Origin of the sequence: Brevundimonas sp. GW460-12-10-14-LB2, assembly GCF_001636925.1 — a bacterium.
GTDB lineage: Bacteria > Pseudomonadota > Alphaproteobacteria > Caulobacterales > Caulobacteraceae > Brevundimonas > Brevundimonas vesicularis.
The window spans coordinates 1,547,216-1,572,337 of record NZ_CP015511.1 but is presented as its reverse complement, the minus strand read 5'-3'; the positions used below and the strand labels follow the sequence as shown (position 1 = coordinate 1,572,337).

23 protein-coding genes and 1 tRNA gene are annotated in these 25,122 nt (G+C 66.2%); 15 read left to right on the top strand and 9 right to left on the bottom strand.

Annotation, left to right across the window (positions count from 1 at the left end; translation table 11 throughout):
- Window positions 1-17 precede the first annotated feature (17 nt).
- Window positions 18-770: an ATP12 family chaperone protein gene (locus tag A4249_RS07855; RefSeq protein ID WP_066551851.1), complete on the top strand. Its 753-nt coding sequence runs from the start codon at window positions 18-20 to the stop codon at window positions 768-770.
- Here the strand turns inward: A4249_RS07855 and A4249_RS07850 are convergent.
- A complete protein-coding gene (locus tag A4249_RS07850; protein WP_066551850.1) occupies window positions 767-1,546 on the bottom strand; it encodes a pseudouridine synthase in 780 nt (259 codons plus the stop codon). The two genes, A4249_RS07855 and A4249_RS07850, sit on opposite strands and share 4 nt — an antisense overlap.
- A gap of 279 nt (window positions 1,547-1,825) precedes the next feature.
- Between A4249_RS07850 and A4249_RS07845 the strand changes: the two genes are divergently transcribed.
- The gene (locus tag A4249_RS07845; protein ID WP_231868798.1) at window positions 1,826-2,317 is read left to right on the top strand and encodes a hypothetical protein; all 492 of its coding nucleotides are present in this window, start codon (window positions 1,826-1,828) and stop codon (window positions 2,315-2,317) included.
- On the opposite strand, the gene A4249_RS07840 is transcribed toward A4249_RS07845, so the two are convergent.
- Window positions 2,318-2,953 (bottom strand): DUF938 domain-containing protein, encoded by a 636-nt coding sequence (locus A4249_RS07840; RefSeq protein ID WP_066551849.1) that lies wholly within the window; start codon window positions 2,951-2,953, stop codon window positions 2,318-2,320.
- Window positions 2,954-3,149: 196 nt separating this feature from the next.
- On the opposite strand from A4249_RS07840, the gene A4249_RS07835 reads away from it, so the two are divergent.
- Window positions 3,150-4,997 (top strand): phosphoenolpyruvate carboxykinase (GTP), encoded by a 1,848-nt coding sequence (locus tag A4249_RS07835; RefSeq protein ID WP_066551848.1) that lies wholly within the window; start codon window positions 3,150-3,152, stop codon window positions 4,995-4,997.
- Between the two features lie 48 nt (window positions 4,998-5,045).
- The gene (locus A4249_RS07830; protein ID WP_231868797.1) at window positions 5,046-6,059 is read left to right on the top strand and encodes an NAD(P)/FAD-dependent oxidoreductase; all 1,014 of its coding nucleotides are present in this window, start codon (window positions 5,046-5,048) and stop codon (window positions 6,057-6,059) included.
- Here the strand turns inward: A4249_RS07830 and A4249_RS07825 are convergent.
- Window positions 6,056-6,787 carry a TonB family protein gene (locus A4249_RS07825; RefSeq protein ID WP_066551846.1) on the bottom strand — a complete coding sequence of 244 codons (732 nt, stop codon included), beginning with the start codon at window positions 6,785-6,787 and terminating at the stop codon, window positions 6,056-6,058. The genes A4249_RS07830 and A4249_RS07825 overlap by 4 nt on opposite strands.
- A gap of 166 nt (window positions 6,788-6,953) precedes the next feature.
- Here A4249_RS07825 and A4249_RS07820 point away from each other — a divergent pair, with 166 nt between their 5' ends.
- Together A4249_RS07820 and A4249_RS07815 are read left to right on the top strand one after the other, a co-directional pair.
- Window positions 6,954-7,751 (top strand): transglycosylase SLT domain-containing protein, encoded by a 798-nt coding sequence (locus tag A4249_RS07820; protein WP_055754840.1) that lies wholly within the window; start codon window positions 6,954-6,956, stop codon window positions 7,749-7,751.
- A gap of 88 nt (window positions 7,752-7,839) precedes the next feature.
- Window positions 7,840-8,979, top strand: a complete 1,140-nt coding sequence (locus tag A4249_RS07815) for a DUF2336 domain-containing protein (protein WP_066551845.1) — start codon at window positions 7,840-7,842, stop codon at window positions 8,977-8,979.
- Between the two features lie 119 nt (window positions 8,980-9,098).
- Here the strand turns inward: A4249_RS07815 and A4249_RS07810 are convergent, their stop codons facing one another.
- From A4249_RS07810 to A4249_RS07800, 3 genes are all read right to left on the bottom strand, one after another.
- Complete coding sequence (locus tag A4249_RS07810) at window positions 9,099-9,575, bottom strand: hypothetical protein (protein WP_055754927.1); 477 nt, start codon at window positions 9,573-9,575, stop codon at window positions 9,099-9,101.
- 61 nt (window positions 9,576-9,636) lie between these two features.
- Window positions 9,637-10,389: an NAD kinase gene (locus A4249_RS07805; RefSeq protein WP_156494673.1), complete on the bottom strand. Its 753-nt coding sequence runs from the start codon at window positions 10,387-10,389 to the stop codon at window positions 9,637-9,639.
- A 73-nt stretch (window positions 10,390-10,462) separates the two neighbouring features.
- Window positions 10,463-11,587: a DUF2336 domain-containing protein gene (locus A4249_RS07800; protein ID WP_066551844.1), complete on the bottom strand. Its 1,125-nt coding sequence runs from the start codon at window positions 11,585-11,587 to the stop codon at window positions 10,463-10,465.
- 173 nt (window positions 11,588-11,760) lie between these two features.
- Here A4249_RS07800 and A4249_RS07795 point away from each other — a divergent pair, with 173 nt between their 5' ends.
- From A4249_RS07795 to A4249_RS07780, 4 genes are all read left to right on the top strand, one after another.
- Complete coding sequence (locus A4249_RS07795) at window positions 11,761-12,525, top strand: class II aldolase/adducin family protein (RefSeq protein WP_055754843.1); 765 nt, start codon at window positions 11,761-11,763, stop codon at window positions 12,523-12,525.
- 185 nt (window positions 12,526-12,710) lie between these two features.
- Window positions 12,711-13,295 carry a hypothetical protein gene (locus tag A4249_RS07790; protein ID WP_156494672.1) on the top strand — a complete coding sequence of 195 codons (585 nt, stop codon included), beginning with the start codon at window positions 12,711-12,713 and terminating at the stop codon, window positions 13,293-13,295.
- A 111-nt stretch (window positions 13,296-13,406) separates the two neighbouring features.
- On the top strand, window positions 13,407-14,510 hold the full coding sequence (locus tag A4249_RS07785) for an efflux RND transporter periplasmic adaptor subunit (protein WP_066551843.1): 1,104 nt from the start codon (window positions 13,407-13,409) through the stop codon (window positions 14,508-14,510).
- On the top strand, window positions 14,510-17,716 hold the full coding sequence (locus A4249_RS07780) for an efflux RND transporter permease subunit (RefSeq protein ID WP_066554898.1): 3,207 nt from the start codon (window positions 14,510-14,512) through the stop codon (window positions 17,714-17,716). Before A4249_RS07785 ends, A4249_RS07780 begins: the two co-directional genes overlap by 1 nt.
- Before the next feature lie 4 nt (window positions 17,717-17,720).
- Here the strand turns inward: A4249_RS07780 and A4249_RS07775 are convergent, their stop codons facing one another.
- The gene (locus tag A4249_RS07775; protein WP_055754846.1) at window positions 17,721-18,224 is read right to left on the bottom strand and encodes a c-type cytochrome; all 504 of its coding nucleotides are present in this window, start codon (window positions 18,222-18,224) and stop codon (window positions 17,721-17,723) included.
- A 151-nt stretch (window positions 18,225-18,375) separates the two neighbouring features.
- Here A4249_RS07775 and A4249_RS07770 point away from each other — a divergent pair, with 151 nt between their 5' ends.
- Genes A4249_RS07770 through A4249_RS07760 form a run of 3 tightly spaced genes read left to right on the top strand, consistent with a single transcriptional unit; the run spans window position 18,376 to window position 21,308 of the window.
- Complete coding sequence (locus A4249_RS07770; protein ID WP_055754847.1) at window positions 18,376-18,642, top strand: FeoA family protein; 267 nt, start codon at window positions 18,376-18,378, stop codon at window positions 18,640-18,642.
- Window positions 18,642-20,510: a ferrous iron transporter B gene (gene feoB / locus A4249_RS07765; protein WP_066551842.1), complete on the top strand. Its 1,869-nt coding sequence runs from the start codon at window positions 18,642-18,644 to the stop codon at window positions 20,508-20,510. Before A4249_RS07770 ends, feoB begins: the two co-directional genes overlap by 1 nt.
- 33 nt (window positions 20,511-20,543) lie before the next feature.
- Window positions 20,544-21,308: a prepilin peptidase gene (locus tag A4249_RS07760; RefSeq protein WP_066551841.1), complete on the top strand. Its 765-nt coding sequence runs from the start codon at window positions 20,544-20,546 to the stop codon at window positions 21,306-21,308.
- On the opposite strand, the gene A4249_RS07755 is transcribed toward A4249_RS07760, so the two are convergent.
- On the bottom strand, window positions 21,305-21,931 hold the full coding sequence (locus A4249_RS07755) for a TetR/AcrR family transcriptional regulator (RefSeq protein ID WP_066551840.1): 627 nt from the start codon (window positions 21,929-21,931) through the stop codon (window positions 21,305-21,307). The genes A4249_RS07760 and A4249_RS07755 overlap by 4 nt on opposite strands.
- Before the next feature lie 21 nt (window positions 21,932-21,952).
- Window positions 21,953-22,028, bottom strand: a tRNA-Thr gene (locus A4249_RS07750).
- A gap of 210 nt (window positions 22,029-22,238) precedes the next feature.
- Here A4249_RS07750 and uxaC point away from each other — a divergent pair.
- Both uxaC and A4249_RS07740 read left to right on the top strand, forming a co-directional pair.
- Window positions 22,239-23,654, top strand: a complete 1,416-nt coding sequence (gene uxaC / locus A4249_RS07745; RefSeq protein WP_066551839.1) for a glucuronate isomerase — start codon at window positions 22,239-22,241, stop codon at window positions 23,652-23,654.
- Window positions 23,651-25,120 carry a mannitol dehydrogenase family protein gene (locus tag A4249_RS07740; protein WP_066551838.1) on the top strand — a complete coding sequence of 490 codons (1,470 nt, stop codon included), beginning with the start codon at window positions 23,651-23,653 and terminating at the stop codon, window positions 25,118-25,120. The genes uxaC and A4249_RS07740 overlap by 4 nt, the downstream gene beginning before the upstream one ends.
- Window positions 25,121-25,122: the final 2 nt, after the last annotated feature.

The following is a 25,122-nucleotide window of genomic DNA, read 5'->3' as shown; positions in this document are numbered from 1 at the left end:
TTCCAACGGACCTTCTGATGACCAATCAATCCACCCCGCATCGCCCGCGTTTCGTTGAACAGGCGCCGGATCGCATCACCCGTTTCTGGAAAGAGGCGGTCGTCGCTCCACACACCGACGGCGGCTGGGCCGTGCTGCTGGACGGGCGTACGCCGAAGACGCCGGACAAGGCGGCGCTGGTCCTGCCGACGCAGGCCGCAGCCCAGCTGGTCGCCGACGAATGGGCGGCTCAGGGCCAGTTTCTCGATCCCTCGATTATGCCGGCGACCCGGCTGGCCTCGACCGCCATCGACCGGATCGGTCAGGCGCGCGAGCCGGTGGCGGACGAGATCGCTGCCTATGCCGGGTCGGACGTGGTCTGCTATCTGGCCGAACATCCGACGCCGCTGGTCGAGCGCCAAGCGCGGGAGTGGGGGCCGTGGCGCGACTGGGCCGCGCGCGAGATGGGCGTGGCGCTGGAGCCTGTCGCCGGCATCTTGCATCGACCGCAGTCGCCGGACGCCATCGCGCGGGTCAAGGCGCACGCCCTGTCGCTGGACGACTTCCGCCTGACCGGACTGGCGACGGCCGTGCCGCTGTTGGGTTCGGCGGTGCTGGCCCTGGCGGTGGAGCAGGGCGCGCTGGACGGCGGCGCGGCGTTCGACCTGTCGCGGATCGACGAGCTGTTTCAGGAAGAGCAGTGGGGCGTGGACGCCGAGGCCGCCGAACGCACCGAGGCGCGCCGTGAGGAAGCCCAACTGCTGGATCGGTGGTTCAGGGCACTCGATTAGGGCGCTGGAGGCGTCGTCGAGGCCGAGATCAGCATCGCGCGTTCCTGATCGGTCAGGTGGCGCCAGCGACCCTCGGGCAGGTCGCCCAATACCAGCGGCCCGATGCGGGTGCGATAGAGATCTACGACCTCCAGCCCGACCAGTTCGCACATGCGGCGGATTTGGCGATACTTGCCCTCGGTCAGGACGAAGCGAAGGCGCTGCGGCTCGATCTGGGTGACGCGGGCGGGCTTTAGCGGCTTGTCGTTCAGAGACAGGCCGTGGCGCAGCTTGCTGAGCTTGCCTTCGGTGATCTGGCCTTCGACGACGACCAGATATTCCTTGTCCAACTCGGACGCCGGGCCGATCACCGCCTTGGCGACGACGCCGTCCGACGACAAAAGCAACAGGCCGCGCGAATCCTCATCCAGCCGACCGATGGGGGGCAAGGAGGCATCCCGCGCAGGCGTCTCGCCTTCGCCGACACGATTGGGCGTCTTCAGCAGTCGCACGGCCGGGATCTTGCCGGGATCGGGCTGGCCCGAGACGTAACCGACCGGCTTGTGCAGCACCAGGGTCATGCCCGTCGCCAAGGCCGCCTGGGCGGTGTCGTTCAGGGTCAGGGTTTCGCCCGGTTGAATCTTTCGGCCGGCGTCGCTGATGGTCTCGCCATCGATGGAGACCAGACCATTGGCGATCAGGGTATCGGCCTCGCGCCGCGAACAGACGCCGGTCTGGCCCAGCCACTTGTTCACGCGAACGGGTTCGTCGCCGTCATAGGTGCGGGTGAAGGCCATGCGATTCCGTCGTCCAGTCGATGCGGCTGTCTAGAGCCGGGCGGGATCGCGAGCAAGCGGGCCGCCGCTTTCAGGATTAGTAGGGCCGGTCCGTTTGAACTGATAGGTTGATCCGGCCGGGATCGTCACTATATCTGACGGCATTCCACAAATGAGCCAGAGTGCGGGACGACACGCGTCGGACCCATAGATTTTCTTTTTTCTGGTCATCGGCGTGGGCGGTCCGACAGCGTCGCTTGTCGGATCTGGATCAGTATTGAAACATCTCAAGGAGACGTCTTGTTCGCTCAAAACAAATCTTCCGCAGGCCCCCGTCGCACCGGTTACAACCGTCCTGTTCCCACCCGTCTGCGCATGGGGCTGGTGATGCGGCGTGACATGGCGTTCGGCGAGTTGGGCGACGTGGAGGGCGCGTTGCGGGCCGAAGGCGTGGGTCTTGCGCCGATCTCGACGGGCGACGCCAGCCTGATCGCCGGCGGCGTGACTGTGCTGGCCACCGCTACAGCCAAGGACATCGCCGAAGGCCGTCTGAAGGGTTTGGTCGTTCCGGGCGGTTCGACGGATGAGGCGTCGTTGGCGGCCGTGCGGTCGCTGATCGATCTGGCGCGCGCCAACGGTCTGACGGTCATCGCCTTCGCGGACGGCGTTGCGCTGGCGGCCGACAGCTTCGGCTTATCGGCCCAGGCCGAGGGCGCGGTGTTCAAGGACGGGGGGGTGAGCCTCCTGAACGAGCGGGCCGAACTGTCCAAGCTGGTCGGCGCGATCGTGTGATCAAATGGCGCGGAACAGCAGGATGAGGTTGTTCGCCGGCATCTGAACCTGCAGCGTGGCCGCAAGGCCATGCGAGCGGGCCAGGGTCTCAACCGCTTCGCGATCACGCAGACCCCATTCCACGTTTCGCGCCTTCAGACTGGCCTCGAAGACCGCGTTCGACTCCGCCAGCGGAACCTCGGCCTCGCGGTAGGGGCCATAAAGCGCCAGCAGGCCGCCGGGCCGTCGCAAGACCCGACCGGCCAAATCCACTAGCCCCTCGGTCGCCGACCAGGGGCTGATGTGCGTCATGTTCGCACAATACAGAGTGTCAAACGTGTCGGCTGGCCATGTCGAGGGGTCGCCGGCGTCGAGCGCCAACGGCGGTTTCAGGTTCGACAGATCGAGCTGGCGGCTCCAGGCGGCGATGCTTTCGCGAGCTTGATCGCTGGGGTCGCTGGGCGTCCAATCCAGATTTGGCAAGGCGGCGGCGAAGGCGGCTGCGTGCTCGCCCGATCCGGACGCGATCTCGAGCACCGAACCACGCGCCGGCAGATGGGCGCGGAGCACGCGAAGAATCGCCTCGGCGTTGCGCCGCGCAGCGGGCGATGTCAGTGCGCCGTCCGGCAAGACGCTGATGGAGTCCAAGCTGTTCATTCCTCCTAAGTATCGTCGAAACGCGACGAACACATCTGCGATTTCTCACCGCGAAAGGCCGGTTGTTTGTGCATTTTTTGCGCAACTTGACGATCACCGAGGCCCGGCGCAATTCGCTTGTAACAGTGCGTGATCGTCACGCGCTGAAGGCCACGACGGCGTCAGATCGTCGGACCTTTTCGCTCAGGAGACGCCCTTGTCCATTCTCACTACGCCCGGATTGCGTCCGGCGCCCACCGCCCATGCTGGGCTGATCGCCTGGGTCGAGCAGATCGCCGCCCTGACCAAGCCCGCCAAGGTCCATTGGTGCGACGGCTCCGAGGCCGAGAAAGAGGCCATCACCGCCGACCTGCTGGCCAAGGGCACGCTGAAGGCGCTGGATCAGACCAAGCGGCCGGGCTGCTACTACGCCGCCTCCGATCCCCGCGACGTCGCGCGCGTGGAGAGCCGTACCTTCATCTGCTCGGACGACGAGGCTGACGCCGGTCCGACCAACAACTGGGCCGATCCGATCGAGATGCGCGCCCGTCTAGACGGTCTGTTCGACGGCTGCATGGCCGGGCGGACGATGTATGTCGTCCCGTTCTGCATGGGCCCGCTGGGGTCGGAGATCAGCGCCTTGGGCGTCGAGATCACCGACAGCGGCTATGTCGCCCTGTCGATGGGCGTGATGACCCGCATGGGTAAGCCGGCGCTGGATCAGTTGGGCGAAACAGGCGTCTTCGTGCCGGCCGTCCATACGCTGGGTGCGCCGCTGGCCGATGGTCAGGCGGACGTGGCCTGGCCTTGCAACGACGACAAATGGATCGTGCATTTCCCCGAGACGCGGGAAATCTGGTCCTATGGCTCGGGCTATGGCGGCAACGCCCTGTTGGGCAAGAAATGCTACGCCCTGCGCATCGCCTCGATCATGGCTCGCGATGAGGGATGGCTGGCCGAGCACATGCTGATCCTGAAGCTGACGGATCCGAAGGGCCGGGCGAAATACGTCGCCGCCGCCTTCCCCAGCGCGTGCGGCAAGACGAACCTAGCCATGCTGCAGCCCAGCCTTCCGGGCTGGAAGGCCGAGACCATCGGCGACGATATCGCCTGGATGCGGTTCGGCGACGACGGGCGGCTATATGCGGTCAATCCCGAGGCGGGCTTCTTCGGCGTCGCGCCGGGCACCAGCCGTAACACCAATCACAATGCGCTGGAGACCCTGGCCTCCAACACCATCTTCACCAACACCGCCCTGACCAACGATGGCGATGTCTGGTGGGAGGGTCTGACCAAGGAGACGCCCGAAGGTCTGACCGACTGGAAGGGCCGTCCGCACGATCCCGCGTCCGGCGAACCCGCCGCGCACCCCAACGCCCGTTTCGCGGCGCCCGCCAGCCAATGCCCGGCCATAGCGCCGGAATGGGAAGATCCCAGGGGCGTGCCGATCGACGCGATTCTGTTCGGCGGTCGTCGCGCCAGCGCTGTGCCGCTGGTGACCGAAGCCTTCGATTGGGAGCACGGCGTCTTCATGGGCTCGACCGTGGCGTCCGAAGGCACGGCGGCGGCCGAGAACAAGGTCGGCGAACTGCGCCGCGATCCCTTCGCCATGCTGCCGTTCTGCGGCTACAACATGGGCGACTATTTCGACCACTGGCTGAAGATGGGCCAGGGGCGAGACGCGTCGAAACTGCCGCGCATTTTCTTCGTCAACTGGTTCAGAAAGGATCAAGACGGCCGGTTCGTCTGGCCCGGCTTCGGCGACAATGCGCGCGTGCTGAAGTGGATCAGCGAGCGGATCGACGGCGAGGCCGAGGCGGTCGATACGGCGGTTGGTCGCGTGCCGTCCGTCGCGGCTTTGGACCTGTCAGGCCTGGACCTGACGCCGACGCAATTGTCGACCCTGTTGGACGTGGATGCAGGCGTCTGGGCCGAAGAGGCGGCGCTGATCCCCGACTTCTATCGCCAGTTCGGCGATCGACTGCCGACCGCCCTGTGGGACCAGCACGCGGCCCTGGTCGCGCGTCTGGACGGCGCCGGCGCGGCCTCAATGGCCGCGGAATAGGCGAAAGCCATCTTGCAATAGGGGCGTCACGGGTCGATCAGACGGCCCGTGACGTCTTCTTCTCCCATCGTGATCGTCGGCGCCGGCGTGCTGGGGCTTTGCACGGCGTTCGAACTTCATCGGCGCGGCCGGGCGGTGTTGGTGGTCGATCCGGGCGAGGTGAACGCCTCCCTGGTGGCTGCGGGGATGATCGCCCCGGCGATGGAATCGGCCATCGATGACGTGTCGCCCGATTATGCCCGGCTGTTTCGGGCGGGGCGCGACCTGTGGCCCGACTTTGCGGCGGCGGCAGGAATCGCCTTGGCGCACCGACCGGCCGAGTGGCGGGGCGGCGACTTGGACAGGATGGAGGCGCGATTGCGTGCGCTGGCCTTCGACGCTCGGCGCGAGAGTGACCGTGTCGCGACCGACGAAGATTATCAGGTCGAGCCGACACAGGCTCTGGCGGCTCTAAGGCGGGCGTTGGGTGACGCTGTCGTAGCCGGGACGGTGACGACGATCACCCGCATCGATGGCGGCTGGCGGCTCGAAGTCGGTGATCGGTGGCTGCATGCGGAGGCGGTCGTGCTGGCCACCGGCGCCTGTGACGCCGTTGCGGGTCTGCCCGATGTCGCGCGCCGATTGATCGAGGAAATCCAGCCGATCCGCGGACAGATCGGCGTCGCAGCCGAACATCTTGTCGATCATGTCGTGCGCGGGCCGGGCGCCTATGTCGCGCCAATGGCGTCTGGCGCGGTCATCGGAGCGACGATGGAGCCGGGGCGGCGGGATACGACGCCGGATGCCGAGGCGTCCGAACGCCTGACCCAAGCGGGGTGGGCTGCGCTGGGTCGGTCGCCTGAGCCGCTGTCTATCGAATGGCGCGTCGGCATCCGGGGCGCTACGGCGGATGGTCTGCCCCTCGCGGGCGCGGCGCCTGGTGAAGAGGGTCTGTTTATGGCCTTGGCGCCGCGTCGAAACGGCTGGTTGCTGGGGCCCTTGGTCGGCGCCGTGGTCGCCGATGCGATCGAGGGGCGGACGGCGTCGCCACACGCCCGCGCCCTCGACCCTGGTCGGTTCTAGCCTTCCATCGCGAACCGGACGGTGAAGTTGACGGTCGCGCCGTCGACAGGCCGGCCGTCAACGGTGCGCGGGTTCATGCGGAACGACCGCGTCAGGCTCTGCGCGGCGCGGCCGAAGCCCTGGCCGCTCGGTGTCTCGCCCACGACCCGGCAGCCGTTCAGGCCGCCGTCCGCATTGACCACGCAACTGAGCGTCGCCGAACCCGGCGTGCCGTTCTCTGCGGCGCGGGTCGGATAAGCCCGCGCCATCTGCGCCGCCGAAGGCCGGCTGGCCCAAGATGGATTGTTGATCACCGACGGCGGGCGCGGTGGCGTCTCGACGGTTGCCGTGCCGCCCTCAACGCCGGTGGGGGCGACGCTGATGGTCGGCAGACCGGGTTGAGCGGTCACGACGCCGGGCTCGGGCGGCGTCAGCGGGATCGTCTGCACCGTCGAGGGCACGGGGATCGCCGACTTGTGAATGGGCGTTGGCGGCGCCGCCGTTTCGGGCGTGGGCAAGGGCTTGGGTTTGGGCGGCGCCATCATCACCGAGACCGGCGGGTCGAGGATGTCGTCGATGGGCGCCGCACTTAGCTCGAATCTTTGATTATAAAGCGCCACCCCCGCCGCAACGTGCAGGACGACCGAGACGCCGATGGCGCCCAGCATCCAGCGCGGGATGGGTTTCTTACGTTCCCCGAAGTCGATCGGGCTGATCAAGCCGGGACCACCGGCAGCACGGATCATCATAACGTCACTCCCTCGTTCACCGCCCCCGCAGCGCCCGTAACTGCAAGTTGAGCGCGCAGGTTGTGGCGGCTTTACGGCGAAGTTTTCCCGTTCGACGAAGGTCGAGGCGTTAACGCGGCCGTTAAGAATTAAGAGTTGGTTAACTACGTTCGCCGACCCTTCGCACATGGGTATCGGAGCGATTCCATCGACAGGCGGAGTAGAGGCGGCCATCCGGCGCGCGTCGAACGCCGTTGGCGTGGACTATGACTTCCTGGTCAAGACCGCGCGGCGCGAGAGCGCGATGAACCCGTCGGCCAAGGCCCCGACCTCGTCCGCCGCCGGCCTGTTTCAATTCATCGAGCAGACTTGGCTGGGCACGGTCAAGCAGCACGGGGCCCAGCACGGCTACGGCCAGTACGCCGACCTGATCCATCGCGGGTCGGACGGACGTTGGCGCGTCGAGGGTTCAGCGCGCAATGTGGTGCTGGACCTTCGATTCGATCCTCATGCGGCCTCGACCATGGCGGCTGAGTTGACGGCGTCCAATGCCGCCTATCTGCGCGGACGCACGGGCAAGGAACCGGGCGCAGGCGATCTGTATGCGGCTCATTTCCTGGGGCCGGCCGGCGCCGCCGGTTTGATGGAGGCGATGGATCGTAATCCGGGCGGCAGCGCCGCAGCGCTGTTCCCCGACGCTGCGCGGGCCAACCGCAGCATCTTCTATCGCAATGGACGCGCCGCCACGGTCGCCGAGGTCCACGCCAATCTGCAGCGCACGGCAGGCGAGGGCGCACCCGCCGCCGGAGCCGGCGAGACGAAATACGCCGTGCCGAACCTGAGCGACAAGGACCAGATGCTGGCCGCACGTCTGGATCGGCTGAAGCAGGATCAAGGCCTTCTGGCGCTATTGCTCGGTCAGGATGGATCATCCAGCAGCGGCTTCGGCGGCGCTTTCTCGCCAAATGGCAAGGAATCGACCTGAGTCGTTGCATTGCAACCGATGGTAAACCGCCCGTTAAGCATGGCAGTCTCATTCTGGGATCAACGTCCGATTCCATCACGAGCCGTCCATGACCGCCTTCCGCGCCCGCCTGACAGAAGTGGACATCCGACGCCTGATCAAGGCGACGGACGACGATGAGCGGGCCGAAGCGGCGCACAAGCTGTGCCGCAACATGGAGCGCGCGGAACTGAATGAGGACGACAGGGCGGCGGCGCAGAAAATCCTGCGTCTGCTGGCCAATGACGCCGCCGAACTGGTGCGTCGCGCCATGGCCGTGACGCTGAAGGCGTCCGATCTGATTCCCAACGACGTGGCGCGCAAACTGGCCGGCGATCTGGACAGCATCGCCCTGCCGATCATCGCTTCCTCGCCGGCGTTCAGCGACGAGGATCTGATCGAGATCGTGCGCGCCGGATCGGTCGTGCGTCAGGTCGCCGTGGCGGGGCGGGCGCGGGTGTCGCGCGATGTCGCAACCGTGTTGGCGGCCGAAGGATGCGAGCAGTCGGTTCGCACCTTGGCGGCGAATGACAACGCCGACCTGTCCGAAGGCGCGCTGGCGACCGTCGTCGAGCGTTTCGCCGAAGCGCCTGAAGTCCTAGCCGCCGTAGCCTATCGCCAGGTCCTGCCGCTGCATGTGACCGAACGGTTGATCCAACTGGCCAGCGAGGCGGTGCGCGAACATTTGATCAGCCATCACGCTGTGGCGCCGGAAACCGCGATCCGTCTGGCCCAATACTCTCGTGAGCGGATGACGGTCGATCTGGTCGATCAGGCCAGCGCCAGCGCCGATCTGGCGGCCTTCATGGCCCAGCTGAACGCCCGTCGCGTCCTGAACGCATCCCTGCTGCTGCGCGGACTAGCGCGGGGTCAGATGGCGATGTTCGAATATGGGCTGGCCGAACTGGCCAACACGCCCCATCACCGCGCCTGGCTGATGGTGCATGACGCCGGTCCGCTGGGGCTGAAGGCAATCTATGATCGCGCGGGTTTGCCGCCGCGCCTGTTCCAAGCCTTCCGCGCGGGCGTCGACACCTGGCGTGCGCTCGCGGCGGAGGGGATCGATACGTCGAGCGCTTATTTCCGCGATCAGATGCTGGAGCGGTTCCTGACCCAGCGTCCGGCCGTGCTGCGCGACGATCTGGCCTATCTGATGGAGCGGCTGGATCAGTCGCCGTCGCTCAGCCTGACCGCCGCCAACGCAGCCTGATCCTGAGAGCCTGATTCACGGCATCGACGAAGTCGCGAAGTGACTCGTCTCAACCGATCAGGCTTCAAGAAAAAGGTCCGCCGGAGACGACGGGCCTTTCGCAAACGGCTGGAGGGACTTCAGCCCGCGAGGTGATCTGCGACGCGCGCTTCCAGGGTCTCGGCCAGGGCGCGGCCGGTCGGATGTTCGTCAGTCTTGATCTGGTCGCGGACGACGGCGCGGATGGCGTCGATATGGGCGTCCAGGATGGCGATGGGCGCAGTCATGCGGCGATCGGCGTCGTCCAGCATCTTGCACAGCGAACCAGCGATGCGGGTGACCAGCGGATATTCGTAGGTCGTCCCCAAACCCTTCAGATCGTGGGCCCGGAAATACAGAGCCTCTGCGGTGACGGGGGTGTAGCCCTGCTCGCGGATATCGGCCTGGGCCTTGTCCAGCTTGACGATCTCGTCGTTCAGCCACTGGCCGAACTGGGCCGACATGGCTTTCAGCGCTTCCTCTGCACGGGCGATGGCGTCGGCGTTGATGCCGAAGCCGCCGCCGACCTTGAGCCGCAGCGAGTTGGTCGGAGGGGTGATCTGCGCCGGATTGCTCATGGCGGGCTCCATAGGACGTTCACGCGAAGATACGGTGGCGGGCTTAAGAAGCCGTGACCGATCAGTTGGCGAACTGTTCGGCCATTACGCGTTCGTCGAACGACCGGCCCGCATCGAAGAGCATGCTCAGGGTGACGTCACGACGCTCGCGCACCTCGACGCGGGCGACGCGTCGGACCTCGAAGTTGTCGGCGGTCGCCGAGACTGGGCGTTTGTCGGCCTCCAGAACCTCGAACCGCACCTTGGCGCCGTGCGACAACAGGGCGCCGCGCCAGCGTCGGGGACGGAAGGCGCTGATGGGCGTCAGGGCCAGGATGCGGGCGTCCAGAGGAATGATCGGGCCGTGCGCCGACAGGTTATAGGCGGTCGATCCCGCAGGCGTCGCTACGAGGCAGCCATCGCAGGATAGTTCCTCGAGACGCACGCGCTCGTCGACGGTGATGCGCAGCTTGGCCGACTGGCGCGTCTGGCGCAGCAGCGACACCTCGTTGATGGCCAGACCGGTGTGGACCTCGCCGCTTTCGGTCCAGGCATCCATCTGCAGAGGGTGGATGACCGTCCTTTCGGCCGTCGCGATCCGCTCAAGCAGACCGTTTTCGTCGTAGTCGTTCATCAGAAAGCCGACCGACCCCCGGTTCATCCCGTACACGGGCGTGCGCTGGCGCAGGTTGCCGTGCAGGGTTTCCAGCATCTGCCCGTCGCCGCCCAAGGCCACTATTACATCGGCCTCGTCTTCGGGCACGGCGCCATAGCGGGCGATCAAGGCCTTGCGCGCCGCCTGGGCTTCGGGCCGGTCGCTGGCGACGAAGGCCAATCGGGGCGACGACGGCAGGGGAGAGGGGCTTGACTGAGTCACTTGGCGACGTGGCCCGAGCTTGCGCGCAGAGTCAAACGGTCGCGGGCCTGTGCATCATCTGATGGAAGGCGCGAGAGGCGGCGTGCGCGCTCATCGGCGTCGCCTTCCAGCCGCCGTCGGCGGGCATTCCGCCCGAAAGCTTGCGCACCTCGACCAGAACGGAGGCGAAAACGGCCTTATCCACGCCCACGGCGATGCAGGCCAAATAAAGCGGCTCGGCGGTCGGAGCCCGGATGGCGTGATGCACCTGTGCTTCGCTGAAGCCGCCCAGAACCGCCAGCGTCTGTTCGAACAGTTCGAAACGCTGTTCTCGTAGCGCGCGGACCAGCAGACCGGGGCGCAGCTGGCCGGCGGCTTGAAGTTTTTCCACCAGTCGTCGTTCCGCGTCGATGCGTGCGCGATCCTCGGTCATCCGGGCGGACATGGCGCGCCATTCCGGGCTGCCGACAGCCTTCGCCGCCGCGTCCTGAACCGCCGCATTCAACTGGTCGTCGTCGATGCGGAAGCGTTCGCCGATCGACTGACGCAGAGCTTGGCCGACCCATTGATAAAGCTGCTGAGCCAGTTGTTCGTTCAGCCTGGGGTGACGCGTCAACGGCGCCCGCAGGCCCGCGATGCGGCGCGAATGATCGACCAGCTTGCGCATGGCGTCTTCGCCAATGTCGGCCGTACGGTTGGACGCCAGTGCCGTCATGGTGACGGGTTCGGCGCGATCGACGATCGTGTCCACGACCGGCCGCGCCAGCTGCGGGCGCCGGGCGACGGCGATTTGATGCTCCAGCGTCGCCTCGATCAGCAGGCGTATCAGGTCGGCGTTTCGAAGAAGCGGGCTGGAGGTGATGACCGGGCGGGCGATCTCGATCTCATCCAACGCCAACATATTGACCAGCGCAGGCGGCGCCCAGTCGACGCCCGCGATCCGTTCGGACAGGGCCAGTCGAATATCCCGCTCGGCCTGGGCTGTCAGAGCGAGGAAAATGTCGCTGAGCAGCGGCGCGACCTTGGGTGGCGGCGGATTGGATTCACACAGCGAGGTGACCTTAAGCAGCAGGCGCTGACGGTCGTCGGCCGAACGGCTGCTGGCCAGCACCATAAGCTCAGACACAGTCCGGTCGTCCCAGGCGTCGCGGGGCGGCTCCAGTTGAACGACAGACAAGGCGGCTCCCCGAACCGGCGACGATGCTTAACCATATGCTTGCGTGATGAAGACCCGGTTAAGCAAGGCCGCCGCAGGGGGTGCCGTCACGTCAACGGCGGCCTTGTCGGCTTGACGACGCGACCGCGCGGGGTGACGGTTTGTCAAAGCCCATCCAGAGGCAGGAGGAAATCATGGCGGACGGAACCAGTCCTTCGATCAAGTCGCGCGTGTCCGAGGCCGAATGGCAGGTTCGTGTCGAGCTGGCAGCCCTCTATCGGCTCGTCGCCTTGAACGGTTGGGACGACATGATCTTCACCCATATCTCGGCGCGCGTGCCCGGGCCGGAGCATCATTTTCTGATCAATCCCTACGGCTTTTACTTCGACGAGATTACGGCCTCGTCGCTGGTGAAGGTCGATCTGGAAGGGAACATCGTCCAGGACACGCCCTATTTCATCAATCCGGCGGGCTTCACCATCCACTCGGCCGTCCACGCCGCGCGCGAAGACGCCAAGTTCGTCATCCATCTGCATACAGTGAACGGCGTGGGCGTCGCCGCTCAGGCCGAAGGTTTGCTCCCCGTCAGTCAGAACGCGTGTTTACTACAGCATCAGGTTGCGTATCATGGGTACGAGGGGTTGGCCCTGAACCATGACGAACGCGAACGTCTGGTCGCCGACCTGGGGGACAAACCGCTGATGCTGCTGCGAAACCACGGCACGTTGGCGGTCGGGGAAACGGCGGCTCAGGCATGGATCGGCATCTTCTTCCTGGAGAGGGCCTGCGCGCAGCAGGTTGCGGCTCTGTCTGGCGGGCGCGAGCACATCCTGTTGGCGCCGGACGAGGCGCAGGCCGAGACCAAGGAGCAGGGGCGCGGCATTGGGTTCATCTCGTCGCTGGCCTGGCCGGGCGCTCTGCGACAGCTGGATCGAAAGTCGCCGGGCTACGACGCCTAAATCCCTTCGTCGCGGGGGCGCTGGTCCTTGCGGCGCTGACGCCGACCCAAGCCCTCGCCGGCGCCTGGACCCAGCCAAAGGGCAAGGGCCAAGCCATCGTCAAATACGAGCGGCTGAGCGCCGACACAGGTTTCGACGCTGCTGGCGAGGAGCGTGATCTTCTTGGCCGGCGGCGTGACGCGACCTTGGGTCTATTCGCCGAATACGGCGTGTCGGATCGGCTGACGCTTCAACTGAAGGCGGACTGGCAGGACGGCGAGGACGCCTTCGTTGATTACAGCGGGCGCGGCCCCATCGAGATCGGTGCGACCTGGCAGGTCTGGCGCGACGACCGGAACGCCGTCAGTCTTTACGGCGGCTATACCCAGGCCGGGGAGGGGCGCAACGCCGGCTATGCCGCGCCGGGCGTCGGCGATCACGATTGGGAGGCGCGCGTGTCGGTCGGCCGGTCCCTCGGCGAGATGGGCGAGCGCTGGGGAATGGACGGCGCATTTGTCGAGCTTCAGGCCGCACGCCGTCTGCGGGACGGCTTGCCGGATGAAACCCGCATCGACGCCACGGCGGGCGCCCGGCTCGGCGAGGATTGGATGGTGCTGGGTCAGGCGTTCGGCGGCGCGGCCGACGGCGGCGCGCGCTGGCTGTCCTTGGAAGCCTCGGTGGTGCGTGATTTCGGCGCCTGGAGCGTGCAGGCCGGATGGAGACAAACCGTCGCAGGCCAGGAGATTCCCATCAGCCGCGGGCCCGTTCTTTCGATCTGGAGACGATTTTAGGCAAGATTTCCGCGACGGAAAATGTGATCCGGCACGTTACTGATACGTAACATTGCGCGCACTTCATTACCCGGTAATGCATGCGGCGTCCCCTGACCGAGAGACCCCCGCGTGATCAAACGTCACTTCTTCCTCGTCGCCGCCGCTGTCCTGCTTGCCCTGATGGTCGTCGCCGCCATCGTCAAAGTCTCCGCGGGAGATGAAAAGAAGGCGGCAGGGCCGGGCGGCGGTCGCGGACGCGGGGCGCAGCAGGTGTCCGAGGCCGTCGTGGCGCAGCGACCCTTCTCGGATCAAATTCGCGTCTTGGGCGTGGCGCGCGGCGAGCGGTCGGTGAACGTCACCTCTTCGACCACCGAACTGATCACCCGGGTCCTGTTCGCGGACGGCCAGTACGTCTCGGCCGGCGCGCCGTTGGTCGAACTCCAAGCGCGTGAAGAAGACGCGGCCATTATCGAGGCTCGCGCCAACGTCAATCAGGCCCAGCGTGAATACGATCGCTACAAGGCCCTGGCCGACCGGGGCGTCGCGCCCCAGGTCATGCTGGAACAGGCCGAGACCGCGCTCGAAACCGCGCGGGCGTCGTTGCAGGCGGCCCAGGCGCGTCGCGGCGACCGGGTGATCCGGTCTCCCTTCTCCGGCCGTGTCGGTCTGACCACGGTGACGCCCGGCACGCTGATCAACCCGGGCGCGGTGATCACGACGCTGGACGACACCTCGACGATCCGCGTCGATTTCCCCCTGCCTGAGCGTTATCTGAACCTGCTGCGTCCCGGCGCCCAGCTGACCGCGACGGCAGACGCCTATGGCGACGAGCCGTTTACGGGCCGGATCGCCCTGATCGACACGCGCGTCAACGAAACGACCCGCGCCGCGACCGCGCGCGCGGAGTTCCCCAACCCCGGCGGCCGCATCCGTCCCGGCATGCTGATGCGCGTCGCGGTCCAGCAGGGCCAGCGTCAGAGCGCCGCCGTGCCCGAGTCGGCCGTGCAATATGAAGGCGCCGGCGCCTTCGTCTATCGCATCGCGCCCGGCCAGAACGGCTCTACCGCGCAGCGGGTCGAGGTCGAGACCGGGGCCGTCGAGAACGGCTTTGTTGAAATCCTGTCCGGCATAGAGGCCGGCGACCGCATCGTCGGATCGGGCCTGAACCGTATTCAGCCGGGCGCACCGGTCAGCGTGGGCGGCCAGGGTCGCGAGTCGGGCGCCGCCAAATGATGCTGTCCGATGTTTCGGTCCGGCGGCCCGTCTTCGCGGCCGTCGCGGCCATCGTGCTGTGCGTCATTGGCGCGGCGGCCTTCTTCTTCCTGCCCGTGCGTGAACTGCCCGACGTCGATCCGCCGATCGTCTCGGTCAACACCAGCTACGCTGGCGCCTCGGCCGAGGTGATCGAGAGCCGGATCACCGAGCCGGTGGAGCAGCAGATCGCCGGCATCCAGGGCGTCGAACGCATCAACTCGACCAGCCGCGACGGACGCTCCAACGTGAACATCGAGTTCTCGCTGGACCGCAACATCGACGATGCCGCCAACGACGTACGCGACCGCGTCAGCCGCGTGGTCGGCCGCCTGCCGGATCAGGCCGACCCGCCTGAGGTGGCCAAGGCCGATTCCGACAGCCAGCCGATCATCATCGTCTTCCTGCGCTCGACCAGCATGAACCGGCTGCAGCTAACCGATTACGCTGACCGCTATCTGATCGACCGGATGGCGACGGTGCCCGGCGTGGCCCAGGTCAACATCTATGGCGAGCAGCGCTATTCGATGCGCATCTGGCTGGATTCCGCCGCCATGGCGGCGCGGGGCCTGACGGTCAACGACGTCGAGACGGCCCTGACGAACCAGAACGTCGAACTGCCCGCCGGCTCGCTGGAATCGACGGACAAGGATTACACCGTCCGCGTGGCGCGCACCTACGCCCTGCCGGAAGACTTCCGCCAACTGCCCATCGGCACGCGCGGCTCGGCCTCGGCCTCAGCGACGGTCGCCACAGGCACGGGCAGCGGATCGTCGGCTATCATCCAGGGGCAGCCGACCTATGTGACGCGCCTTGGCGACATCGCCCGCGTCGAGGAGGCGCCGGAAGAAGACCGGCGTCTGTTCCGCGGCAACGGGATGGATCAGATCGGCCTGGCCGTGACCCGTCAGGCGCAATCCAACGACCTCGCCATCTCGGACGGCGTCCACAAGATGATCGAGGAAATCCGGCCGACATTGCCGCCGGGCGTGACCATCGAGGTCGGATCCGACAACTCGGTCTTCACCTCGCACGCGATCGACGAGGTCTGGATCACCATCGGCATCTCCATGGCCCTGGTGGCCCTGGTGAACTTCATCTTCCTGGGCAGCCTGCGAGCCGCGTTGATCCCGTCCATCGTGGCGCCGATCTGTCTGCTGGCGACCTTCATCGTCCTGGCCCCGCTGGGTTTCTCGCTGAACCTTCTGACGCTGCTGGCCCTGGTGCTGGCCATCGGCCTCGTGGTCGATGACGCCATCGTGGTGGTTGAGAACATTCAGCGTCGTCTGGATCTGGGCGAGCCGCCTCTGGTCGCCGCCGAACGCGGCGCGCGCCAGGTCTTCTTCGCGGTCGTGGCCACCACCATCGTGTTGCTGTCAGTGTTTGCGCCGCTGCTGTTCCTGCCGGGCTATGTCGGACGTCTGTTCGTCGAACTGGCCGCAGCGATCGCGGCGGCCGTGGCCTTCTCGGCTTTCTTGGCGCTCAGCCTGTCGCCGATGTTGGCCTCCAAAATCCTGCGACCCGCACATGGCGGTGGCTGGGTGGCGCGCAAAGTCGACTGGGGCATGGACCGGCTGAAGTCTTCCTATGGCCGGTCGCTGGATATGCTGTTGGGTCGTCGCATCGCCGTGATCGGCGTCGGCGCCCTGATCCTGCTGGTCGCAGCGGGGGCGGGCGGCATCTTCCTGACCCTGCCCAACGAGCTGGTGCCGGACGAGGATCGCGGCCGGGTTACGGTGCGCGTCGCAGGGCCCGAAGGCGCGGGCTTCGACTATACCCGCAAGATCATGCTGGGGTTGGAGCCTCTGCTGGCCGAATACAAGACGAGCGGCGAGGCCGACAGCTATCTGGTGTCCGCGCCAGGCTTCGGCGGCGGCAGCTTCAACTCCGGCAATGCGGTCCTCACGCTCGCCGACTGGTCCAAGCGCGACCGCTCGGCGGCCGAGATCGCTCAAGAACTGAACGGCAAGCTGCGCGGCCAGACGGGCGCCCAGGTCAATGCCTCGACCCCTGGCGCCTTCCAGCGCGGCGGCGGCAACTCCAACTCCATTGAACTGATCGCGACCGGCAGCGACTACCAGCAGATTTACGCCTGGCTCCAGCCGATGCTGGCCGCAGCCCAAGCCAATCCCGGCTTCTCGCGTCCACGCCTGAACTATGAGCCGAACTCGCCGCGTCTGCTGGTCGATGTCGATCCGCAAAAAGCCGCCGCGCTGGGCGTTTCCTCCCAGTCGATCGGCCGCACGCTGGAGACAATGTTTGGCTCTCGCCGCGCCACGACCTACATCAAGGGTGGTCAGGAATACGATGTCATCCTGCAGACCGAGCGCGACAATCGTCGCGAGGTCGCCGACCTGGAAGCCCTGTATGTTGCAACCGGGGGCGGCCAACTCGTGCCGCTGTCGGCCGTAGTCACGACCAAGACCAGCGGGGACACGCCGGACCGTCGCCGTCTGGATCGGCAGCGCGCGATCTCCCTGCAGGCCGACCTCAATCCCGGCACCACGATCGACGACGCGATACAGTTTCTGAACGCCGAGGCGGCGAAGCAGCCGCAAGGCGCCGTCGTCACCCAGTGGGGTGGGGCGGCGCGCGATCAGCAGGAGGCGGGCGGGGCGGTGTTCGCGGCGTTCGGTCTGGCGCTGTTGCTCGTCTTCCTGGTTCTGGCGGCCCAGTTCGAAAGCTGGATCACGCCTGCCGTCATCATGCTGACGGTGCCGCTGGCGGCGGCGGGCGGTCTGTTCGGCCTGCTGATGGCGGGCTCCAGCCTGAACATCTACAGCCAGATCGGCCTGATCATCCTGATCGGGGTGGCGGCTAAAAACGGCATTCTGATCGTCGAGTTCGCCAACCAACTGCGCGACCAGGGACGCTCCATCAGGGAGGCGATCATCGAGTCGTCGTCCTTGCGTCTGCGTCCGATCATCATGACCTCGATCGCAACCGCCTTCGGCGCTCTGCCGCTGGTGCTGTGGCAAGGCGCAGGCGCCGGCAGCCGTCAGACGATCGGCGTGGTGATCTTCACCGGCGCCATCTTCGCCACCGTCCTGACCCTGTTCGTGGTGCCGGTGATCTATGGCGTCCTGGCGCGCTTCACCAAGTCGCCGGAATGGACCGCCCGCAAGATCGAGGAGTGGGAAGCCAAGGAACTGCGCGAAGGCGGCCCCAAGGAACTGCCCGAGGCCTGACGGATCAAGCGGCGGGCGCAGGCTCCGGCTTGTAGCCCGTCTCCACCTTCAGGAAGGCGATGACGTCGCGGCGATCCGTGGCGTCGGGCAGACCGGGGAAGGTCATCTTGTTGCCGGGCAGGAAGGTGCGCGGATTTTCCAGCCAGTGATCCAGCTTCTCGGCGTCCCAGGTGAAGTTCGCCGTGCGCATGGCGTTGGAATAGTTATAGCGCGGACGATCTCCCGCCTTGCGGCCGAACACACCGTATAGGTTTGGCCCCGCCATGTCCGGGCCGCCTTCGCCTATGGTGTGGCAGGCGCGACAGCGCGCAAACGCCCGACGCCCGTTCTCGAGATCGCCCGCATTGTAGGGGGCGGGCAGGGAGGCCAGCAGGGTCGCCTTTTCTGCATCCGTCAGCACGTGAACCGGCGCGGCAGGCGTAGTTGTGGACGGCTCGCCCTGACCACAGGCGGCCAAGGTCAAAAGCGGGGCCAGAAGAAGGGGGGCGACGAGGGCATGGCGTGTCATGGCGGCTTCCTGTTTGCCTTGTGATACCGCAACGCGCCGGCGCGGCAAATGGTCAAGCTGTCCTGCTGGACGTAGCCCCCTCGCACCTGATAATCAGTGTCAAAGAAACGCGGAGCCGTTGGGGAGCGGCCTCGCCCGTGCGAGCGTAGAATTGACCGACACCATCAAGTTGAGCCAAGCCCGACGCGGCGATCGCGGCGTCATCGTTCAGGTGGGCGCCCATTGTCACCATCAGGGCGAGGCGGTCGAGCTGGAACGCCGTCTGCTTGAACTGGGCTTTGTCGAAGGCGCGCAGATCGAACTGCTGCACGAAGGTCTGTTCGGACGCGACCCGATCGCCATGAAGGTGGACGACATGCGCGTGGCCCTGCGTCGCCACGAGGCGGAAAGCCTCTCGATCCGGCTGGGCGCCGCCTGATGGACATTGCGCTGAAGACTGCTCGTGTCGCGCTGGTCGGCAATCCCAACAGCGGCAAGACGGCCCTGTTCAACGCCCTGACTGGCGCTCACCAGAAGGTCGCCAACTACGCCGGCGTGACGGTGGAGCGCAAGGAAGGCCTGATCCGCGCCGCCTCGGGCCGCACGATGTCGGTGCTGGACCTGCCCGGCACCTATTCCCTGCGCGCCCGCAGCCCTGATGAGGAGGTCACGCGCGACGCCGTTCTGGGGCGATTGGCCGGCGAGACGACGCCCGACGTGGTGGTCTGCGTCGCGGACGCGACCAATCTGCGTCTAGTCCTGCGCCTTATTCTGGAGCTGAAGGCCGTCGGTCGGCCGATGGTTCTGGCGTTGAACATGTATGACATCGCCCAGCGCCAGGGCCTGCGCATCGATCTGGAACGACTGCGCGCCGAACTGGGCGTGCCGATCATCACCACCGTGGCCACGCGCAAGCGCGGCATCGACGATCTGGTCGCCGCCATTGAGGACCAAGCCGCCGTCGCCGCCGTGACCGAAAGCCAATGGCGCAGTCCGGACGCCGCCGAGTTACGAACCGCCGCCCGCGAGGCCGAGCGGATCATGAAGGCCTGCGTCCGCCCGCCTGAGCGGCCCGACACCCTGACCGGCAGGATCGATTCGGTGCTCCTGCATCCGGTCGGCGGGCTGTTGATCCTGTTCGCCCTGCTGTTCGTGATGTTCCAAGCCGTGTTCAGCTGGGCCGCACCCGTGATGGACGGCATCGAGGCCGGCATCGCCTGGTTGGGCGGCTTGGTCGCCAATGTCCTTCCCGATGGCCTGCTGCAAAGCCTGATCGTGGACGGGATCATTTCCGGGGTCGGCAGCGTGCTGGTGTTCCTGCCGCAGATTTTGATCCTCTTCCTATTCATCATCGCGCTGGAAGACTTCGGCTATATGGCCCGCGCGGCCTTCCTGATGGATAAGATCATGGGCGGGGCGGGGCTGCACGGCCGGGCCTTCATCCCGCTGCTGTCCAGTTTCGCCTGCGCCATTCCCGGCGTGATGGCGGCGCGGGTGATCGATTCGCGGCGCGACCGCCTGACCACCATTCTGGTCGCCCCCCTGATGACCTGCTCGGCGCGCATCCCGGTCTATACGCTGATCATCGCCGCCTTCATCCCGAACGAGACGGTCTGGGGCTTCGCCAACCTGCAAGGCCTTGTGATGTTCGGCCTCTACGCGGCCGGCATCGTCAGCGCCCTGATCGTGTCCCTGCTGATCCGCAAGGTGTTTTGGCGCGGTGCGGTCGAGCCCTTCATGATGGAGCTTCCGGCCTACAAGACGCCGGACCTGCGCAGCGTCGGCTTCAATCTGTGGCTCCGGGCCAAGATCTTCCTCAACCGCGCCGGCCGCATCATCCTGCCATTGGTGATCATCTTGTGGGTGCTGGCGACCTTCCCCTACCCGCCCGAGAACGCGACCCTGCCGGCCATCGACTATTCCTTCGCCGGCATGTTGGGTCGGGCGCTGGCGCCAATCTTCGCCCCCATCGGCTTCAACTGGCAGATGGTCATCGCCCTGATCCCCGGCATGGCGGCGCGCGAGGTCGCGGTGGCTGCGCTGGGGACCACCTACGCCATCGCAGACGCCGAAAATGCGACGGGGCTTCTGGCCTCGACCCTGGCGTCGCACTGGTCTCTGGCGACGGCGCTGTCCTTCCTGGCCTGGTACATCTTTGCGCCCCAGTGCGTAGCGACCTTGGGCGTCGTGCGGCGCGAGACCAACTCGCTGAAATGGACCTGGATCATGATCGGCTACATGTTCGGTCTGGCCTATCTGGCGTCGCTGGTGACCTATCATGTGGCGGTGGCGCTCGGAGGCGGTTAAGCCTGAGCGGTTCGCCGCCTTCGGGACGTCTTGATGAATCCTGTACTCGCCGCCGCCGTCATGGGCGGGCTGGGCCTGGTCGTCGGCAGTTTCATCGCCGCCGTCAGCGTTCGCCTGCCGCGCGACGAGGACATCGTCGTCGCCCGCTCGCGATGCCGGGGCTGCGATCAGACGCTACGTCCCTGGGAGCTTGTGCCGGTCTTCAGCTGGCTTGCCTTGCGCGGGCGTTGTGCGCGATGCCACACCCGGATTTCGCCGCGTTATCCCCTGATCGAACTGGCGTCGGCCGGTATCGGCATCTGGGCCGGGCTGTGGGGCGCGACAGGCGGCGCCTCGACATTCATGATCGCCGCCACAGCCGTTCTGGGTTGGCAGCTGTTGCTGATCGCCATCGTCGACGGTGAACACTTCTGGCTGCCGGATAGTCTGACGCTGCCCTTGATCTCTACAGGCGTCACGGTCGCGCTGATTCTGGATTGGGGCCTCGGCTTTTCCCATCTGATCGGTGCGGCTGTCGGGTTTTGTGGTCTGTGGCTGGTCGGCTGGCTGTACCAACTCGTCCGCAAGCGCCAAGGACTGGGGGGAGGAGACCCCTTCCTGTTCGCGGGGGCAGGGGCCTGGGTCGGCTGGATTGGCCTACCCAGCGTGCTGCTGTGGGCCTGCGCGGTCGGGCTCAGTCTGGTCTTCGGTATTTTGGTGGTTCGGCGCAGCGTCAGCGGATCGGAGAAGCTGCCGTTCGGCGTTTTCCTGGCGGTCGGGATCTGGACGACCTGGCTGTATGGGCCGTTGGGCTTCTAACGTCCGGTCGTCAGCTTCACGATGATGATGGCCGCCGTATCTAGGATGGCTTCGGGCGTATCGGCCCGTCGCAGAAGATCGAAACTGGCCGCCGTCGATTCGGCGATCGAGGCGATCTGATACGAGGCCAGCCGCGGATTATAGTCCTTGGGATGCAGACCGCTGGCGTGGGCCTGGGCCACACGGCGTTCGATGGACAGGTGAAGCCGGCGCAAGCGGCGCACCCGGCTTTCGACGAAGGCCGCGTCGCCATTGTCGGCCAGCATATGTTCGACACGCAGCACCTGACCGTGGCTGCGCCAGATGGCCATCACATCCAGAATGAAGGCGCGCGCGATGACGAAGGCCTTGTCGCCCGGCCAGTCGGCTTGGAAATGCGTGGCCAATCCCTGGAAATCCGTCGCGGCGACCTCGCAAAGCGCCAGAACAGGTTCTTCGACCGTCTTGAAATAGGTGTAGAAGTTGGAAGGCGATACACCAGCGGCCGAGGCCAGATCGGCGACGCGGATTTCACCGTAATGCCGCTCGTTCAACAGGCGTTGGGTCGCGTCGAGGATCGCCTGGCGGGTTCTTCCGCCCCGCGCACCGATCTTGTGGCCCAGCTTGTTGGTTGTGTCGGCCATGTCCCCGATGGTCGAAAGGCGTGGTGCCGGCTGCAGGAATCGAACCCGCGACATCCAGTTTACAAAACTGGCGCTCTACCAACTGAGCTAAGCCGGCCCGCACGGGCGGTGAGCGGCCCTTATGTCCAGCCTCGCGCCCGGACGCAAGGCGCCAGCGCCGCCTTGCCTACAATCCGACGTCCGACGCCGAAAACAAGCTGAGGTTCGGTGATGGTAACCGGTGTCTTTTTGCGGTCCATGTTGTAGGCTTGTTGGATCAAGATCGAGAGGCGAACCAAGCCTCCGCCACGAGGCAATGAGAAACGCTATGGTTCATCCGCTCAAACTGAACCCCGATCGCCTGTTTCCGGCGGACGCCGACACCCGCGCGATCGCGCGTCGTCTGTATGGCGAGATCAAGGGGCTGCCGATCATCAGCCCGCATGGCCATACGGACCCGAGCTGGTTTGCGCTGAACGAACCTTTCGCCAATCCGGCCGAACTTCTGATTACGCCCGATCACTACGTCTTCCGCATGCTGCACTCGCAAGGCATGGCGATGGAAGATTTGGGCGTGCCGCGCGCCGATGGCGGGCCGGTCGAGAGCGATCCGCGAGAGATCTGGCGGCGCTTCGCCGAGAACTATCACCTGTTCCGGGGGACGCCTTCGCGGATGTGGCACGACTGGGTCTATGCCGAGGCCTTCGGCATCGACGTGCGCCTGTCGGCCGAGACGGCGGATCACTATTACGACGTAATCGATGCGGCCCTTAAGACCGACGCCTTCAGGCCGCGCGCCCTGTTCGATCGCTACAATATCGAGGTCCTGACCACGACCGAGAGCCCGCTGGACACGCTGGAGCATCACAGGACCATCGCAGCCTCGGGCTGGAAGGGACAGGTGCTGACCGCCTATCGCCCGGATCCGGTTCTTGACCCGGACTATGAGGGTTTCCGCGACAATCTGAAGATCCTAGCTGAACAGACCGGCCGCGATACGCTGTCGTGGGACGGATACCTACAAGCCCTACGCGATCGCCGGGTCTTCTTCATCGAAATGGGCGCCACCTCGACCGATCACGGCCACCCGACGGCCTTCACCGCAGATCTGCCTAAGGCCGAAGCCGAGGCCCTGTTCCGGCGTGTGTCGACGGCGCCCGCCAGCGCCGCCGACGCTGAACTGTTCCGCGGCCAGATGCTGACCGAAATGGCGGCCATGTCGGTCGAGGATGGTCTGGTGATGCAGCTTCACCCCGGCAGCTTCCGCAACCACTCGGCCACCGTCTTCAACCGTTTCGGTCGTGACAAGGGCTGCGATATCCCGACCCAGACCGATTACGTCCGCGCGCTGAAGCCGCTGCTGGACCGGTTCGGTTCGAACACGGGCCTGACCCTGATTCTCTTTACCCTGGACGAGACCACTTATAGCCGCGAACTGGCGCCGCTCGCCGGTCACTATCCGGCTTTGAAGCTGGGACCCAGCTGGTGGTTCCACGACAGCCCCGAAGGGATGCGTCGCTTCCGCGAGCAGGTCACCGAGACGGCTGGCTTCTACAATACGGTCGGCTTCAACGACGACACCCGCGCCTTCTTGTCCATACCCGCCCGCCACGATGTGGCGCGGCGCATGGACTGCGGCTTCCTGGCCAAACTGGTCGTCGAGCACCGGATGGAGGAGGACGAGGCGCACGAACTGGCCCACGCCCTGACCTATGGCTTGGTCAAGGCGGCCTACAAGCTGTGAGCAGACTGAACGAAGCCGAGCTCAAGGGTCTGTCCGCCGACGTCGCCGTCCCCGGCTACGACCGCGCCCAGGTGAAGACGGGTGTCATCCATCTGGGCATCGGCGCCTTCCACCGCGCCCACCAGGCGGTCGTGTTCGACGATGCAATCAAGTCGGGGGATCTGCGCTGGGGTGTGCTGGGCGCTTCGCTTCGGTCGCCCGGCGTACGCGATCAGCTGAATCCGCAGGACGGGCTGTACACCCTGGTCGTGCGTGACGGATCGGACGAGCATCTGCGGGTGATCGGCGCCTGCGCGGGCGTGATGGTCGGGCCGGAAGATCCCGCCGCCCTGGTCGCCGCCATGGCCGATGCCGACGTCCACATCGTCACCCTGACTGTGACCGAAAAGGGCTATCGCCTCGATCCGGCGACCGGCGACCTGCTGCTGGACGACCCGGAGGTGGCGGCGGACTTGGCCGACATCGGCTCGCCCCGCACGGCGCCGGGCTTCATCGTCGCCGCGCTTCAGGCCCGCAAGGCGGCGGAACTGAAGCCCTTCACCGTCATCAGTTGCGACAACCTTCCCCATAACGGCAAGCGCATCCGGGACGGGGTGCTGGCGATGGCGCGCCAGATCGACCCGGCGCTGGCGGACTGGATCGAGGCCGAGGGCGCCTTTCCCCAGACGATGATCGACCGGATCGTCCCGGCGACCATCCCCCAAGACATTGTCCGCCTGACCGCTCGTCTCGGCGTCGAGGATCAGGGCATGGTCAAGGCCGAACCCTTCACCCAGTGGGTGATTGAGGACTGGTTCGCCGGCGAACGGCCTGACTTTGCGTCTCTCGGCGTGCAGCTGACCGACGCGGTCGAGCCGTGGGAAGACGCCAAGCTGCGGCTGCTGAACGGCGCCCACTCGGCCATCGCCTATCTGGGCGCTTTGTCGGGGCATGAGCATGTTGACGAGGTCGTGGCCGTACCCGCTTTCCGCGCCTATCTCGAGGCCGTGTGGGACGAGGCCGAAACCACGCTGAACCCGCCGCCGGGTCTGGACATTGCCGCCTATCGTGAGGCGCTGATGGCCCGGTTCTCCAATGCGGCCCTGATGCACCGCACGCGCCAGATCGCCATGGACGGCTCGCAGAAACTGCCCCAGCGCCTGCTGGCCGGGGCCGCCGACCGTTTGGCGGCGGGGCAGGGTGTCGACGCTATGGCCTTGGGCGTCGCCGCCTGGATGAAATGGCAGTCGGGCGTGACCGAAACGCGCGAGACAGTCGTCGTCGACGATCCGCTAGCGGCCAAGACGTCTGAACTGTTGGCTGGCGCCGACACCGATCAGTCGCGGGTTTCGGCCTTGCTGAGCCTGTCCGCCGTCTTCCCGCCCGCGCTGGCCGCTGACGACCGGTTCGCCGCAGCGGTTACGTCCGCCTATCTGTCGCTCAGCCAGAACGGCGCCGTCGAGGCCGCGCGTCTGGTCGCGGAGTAAAT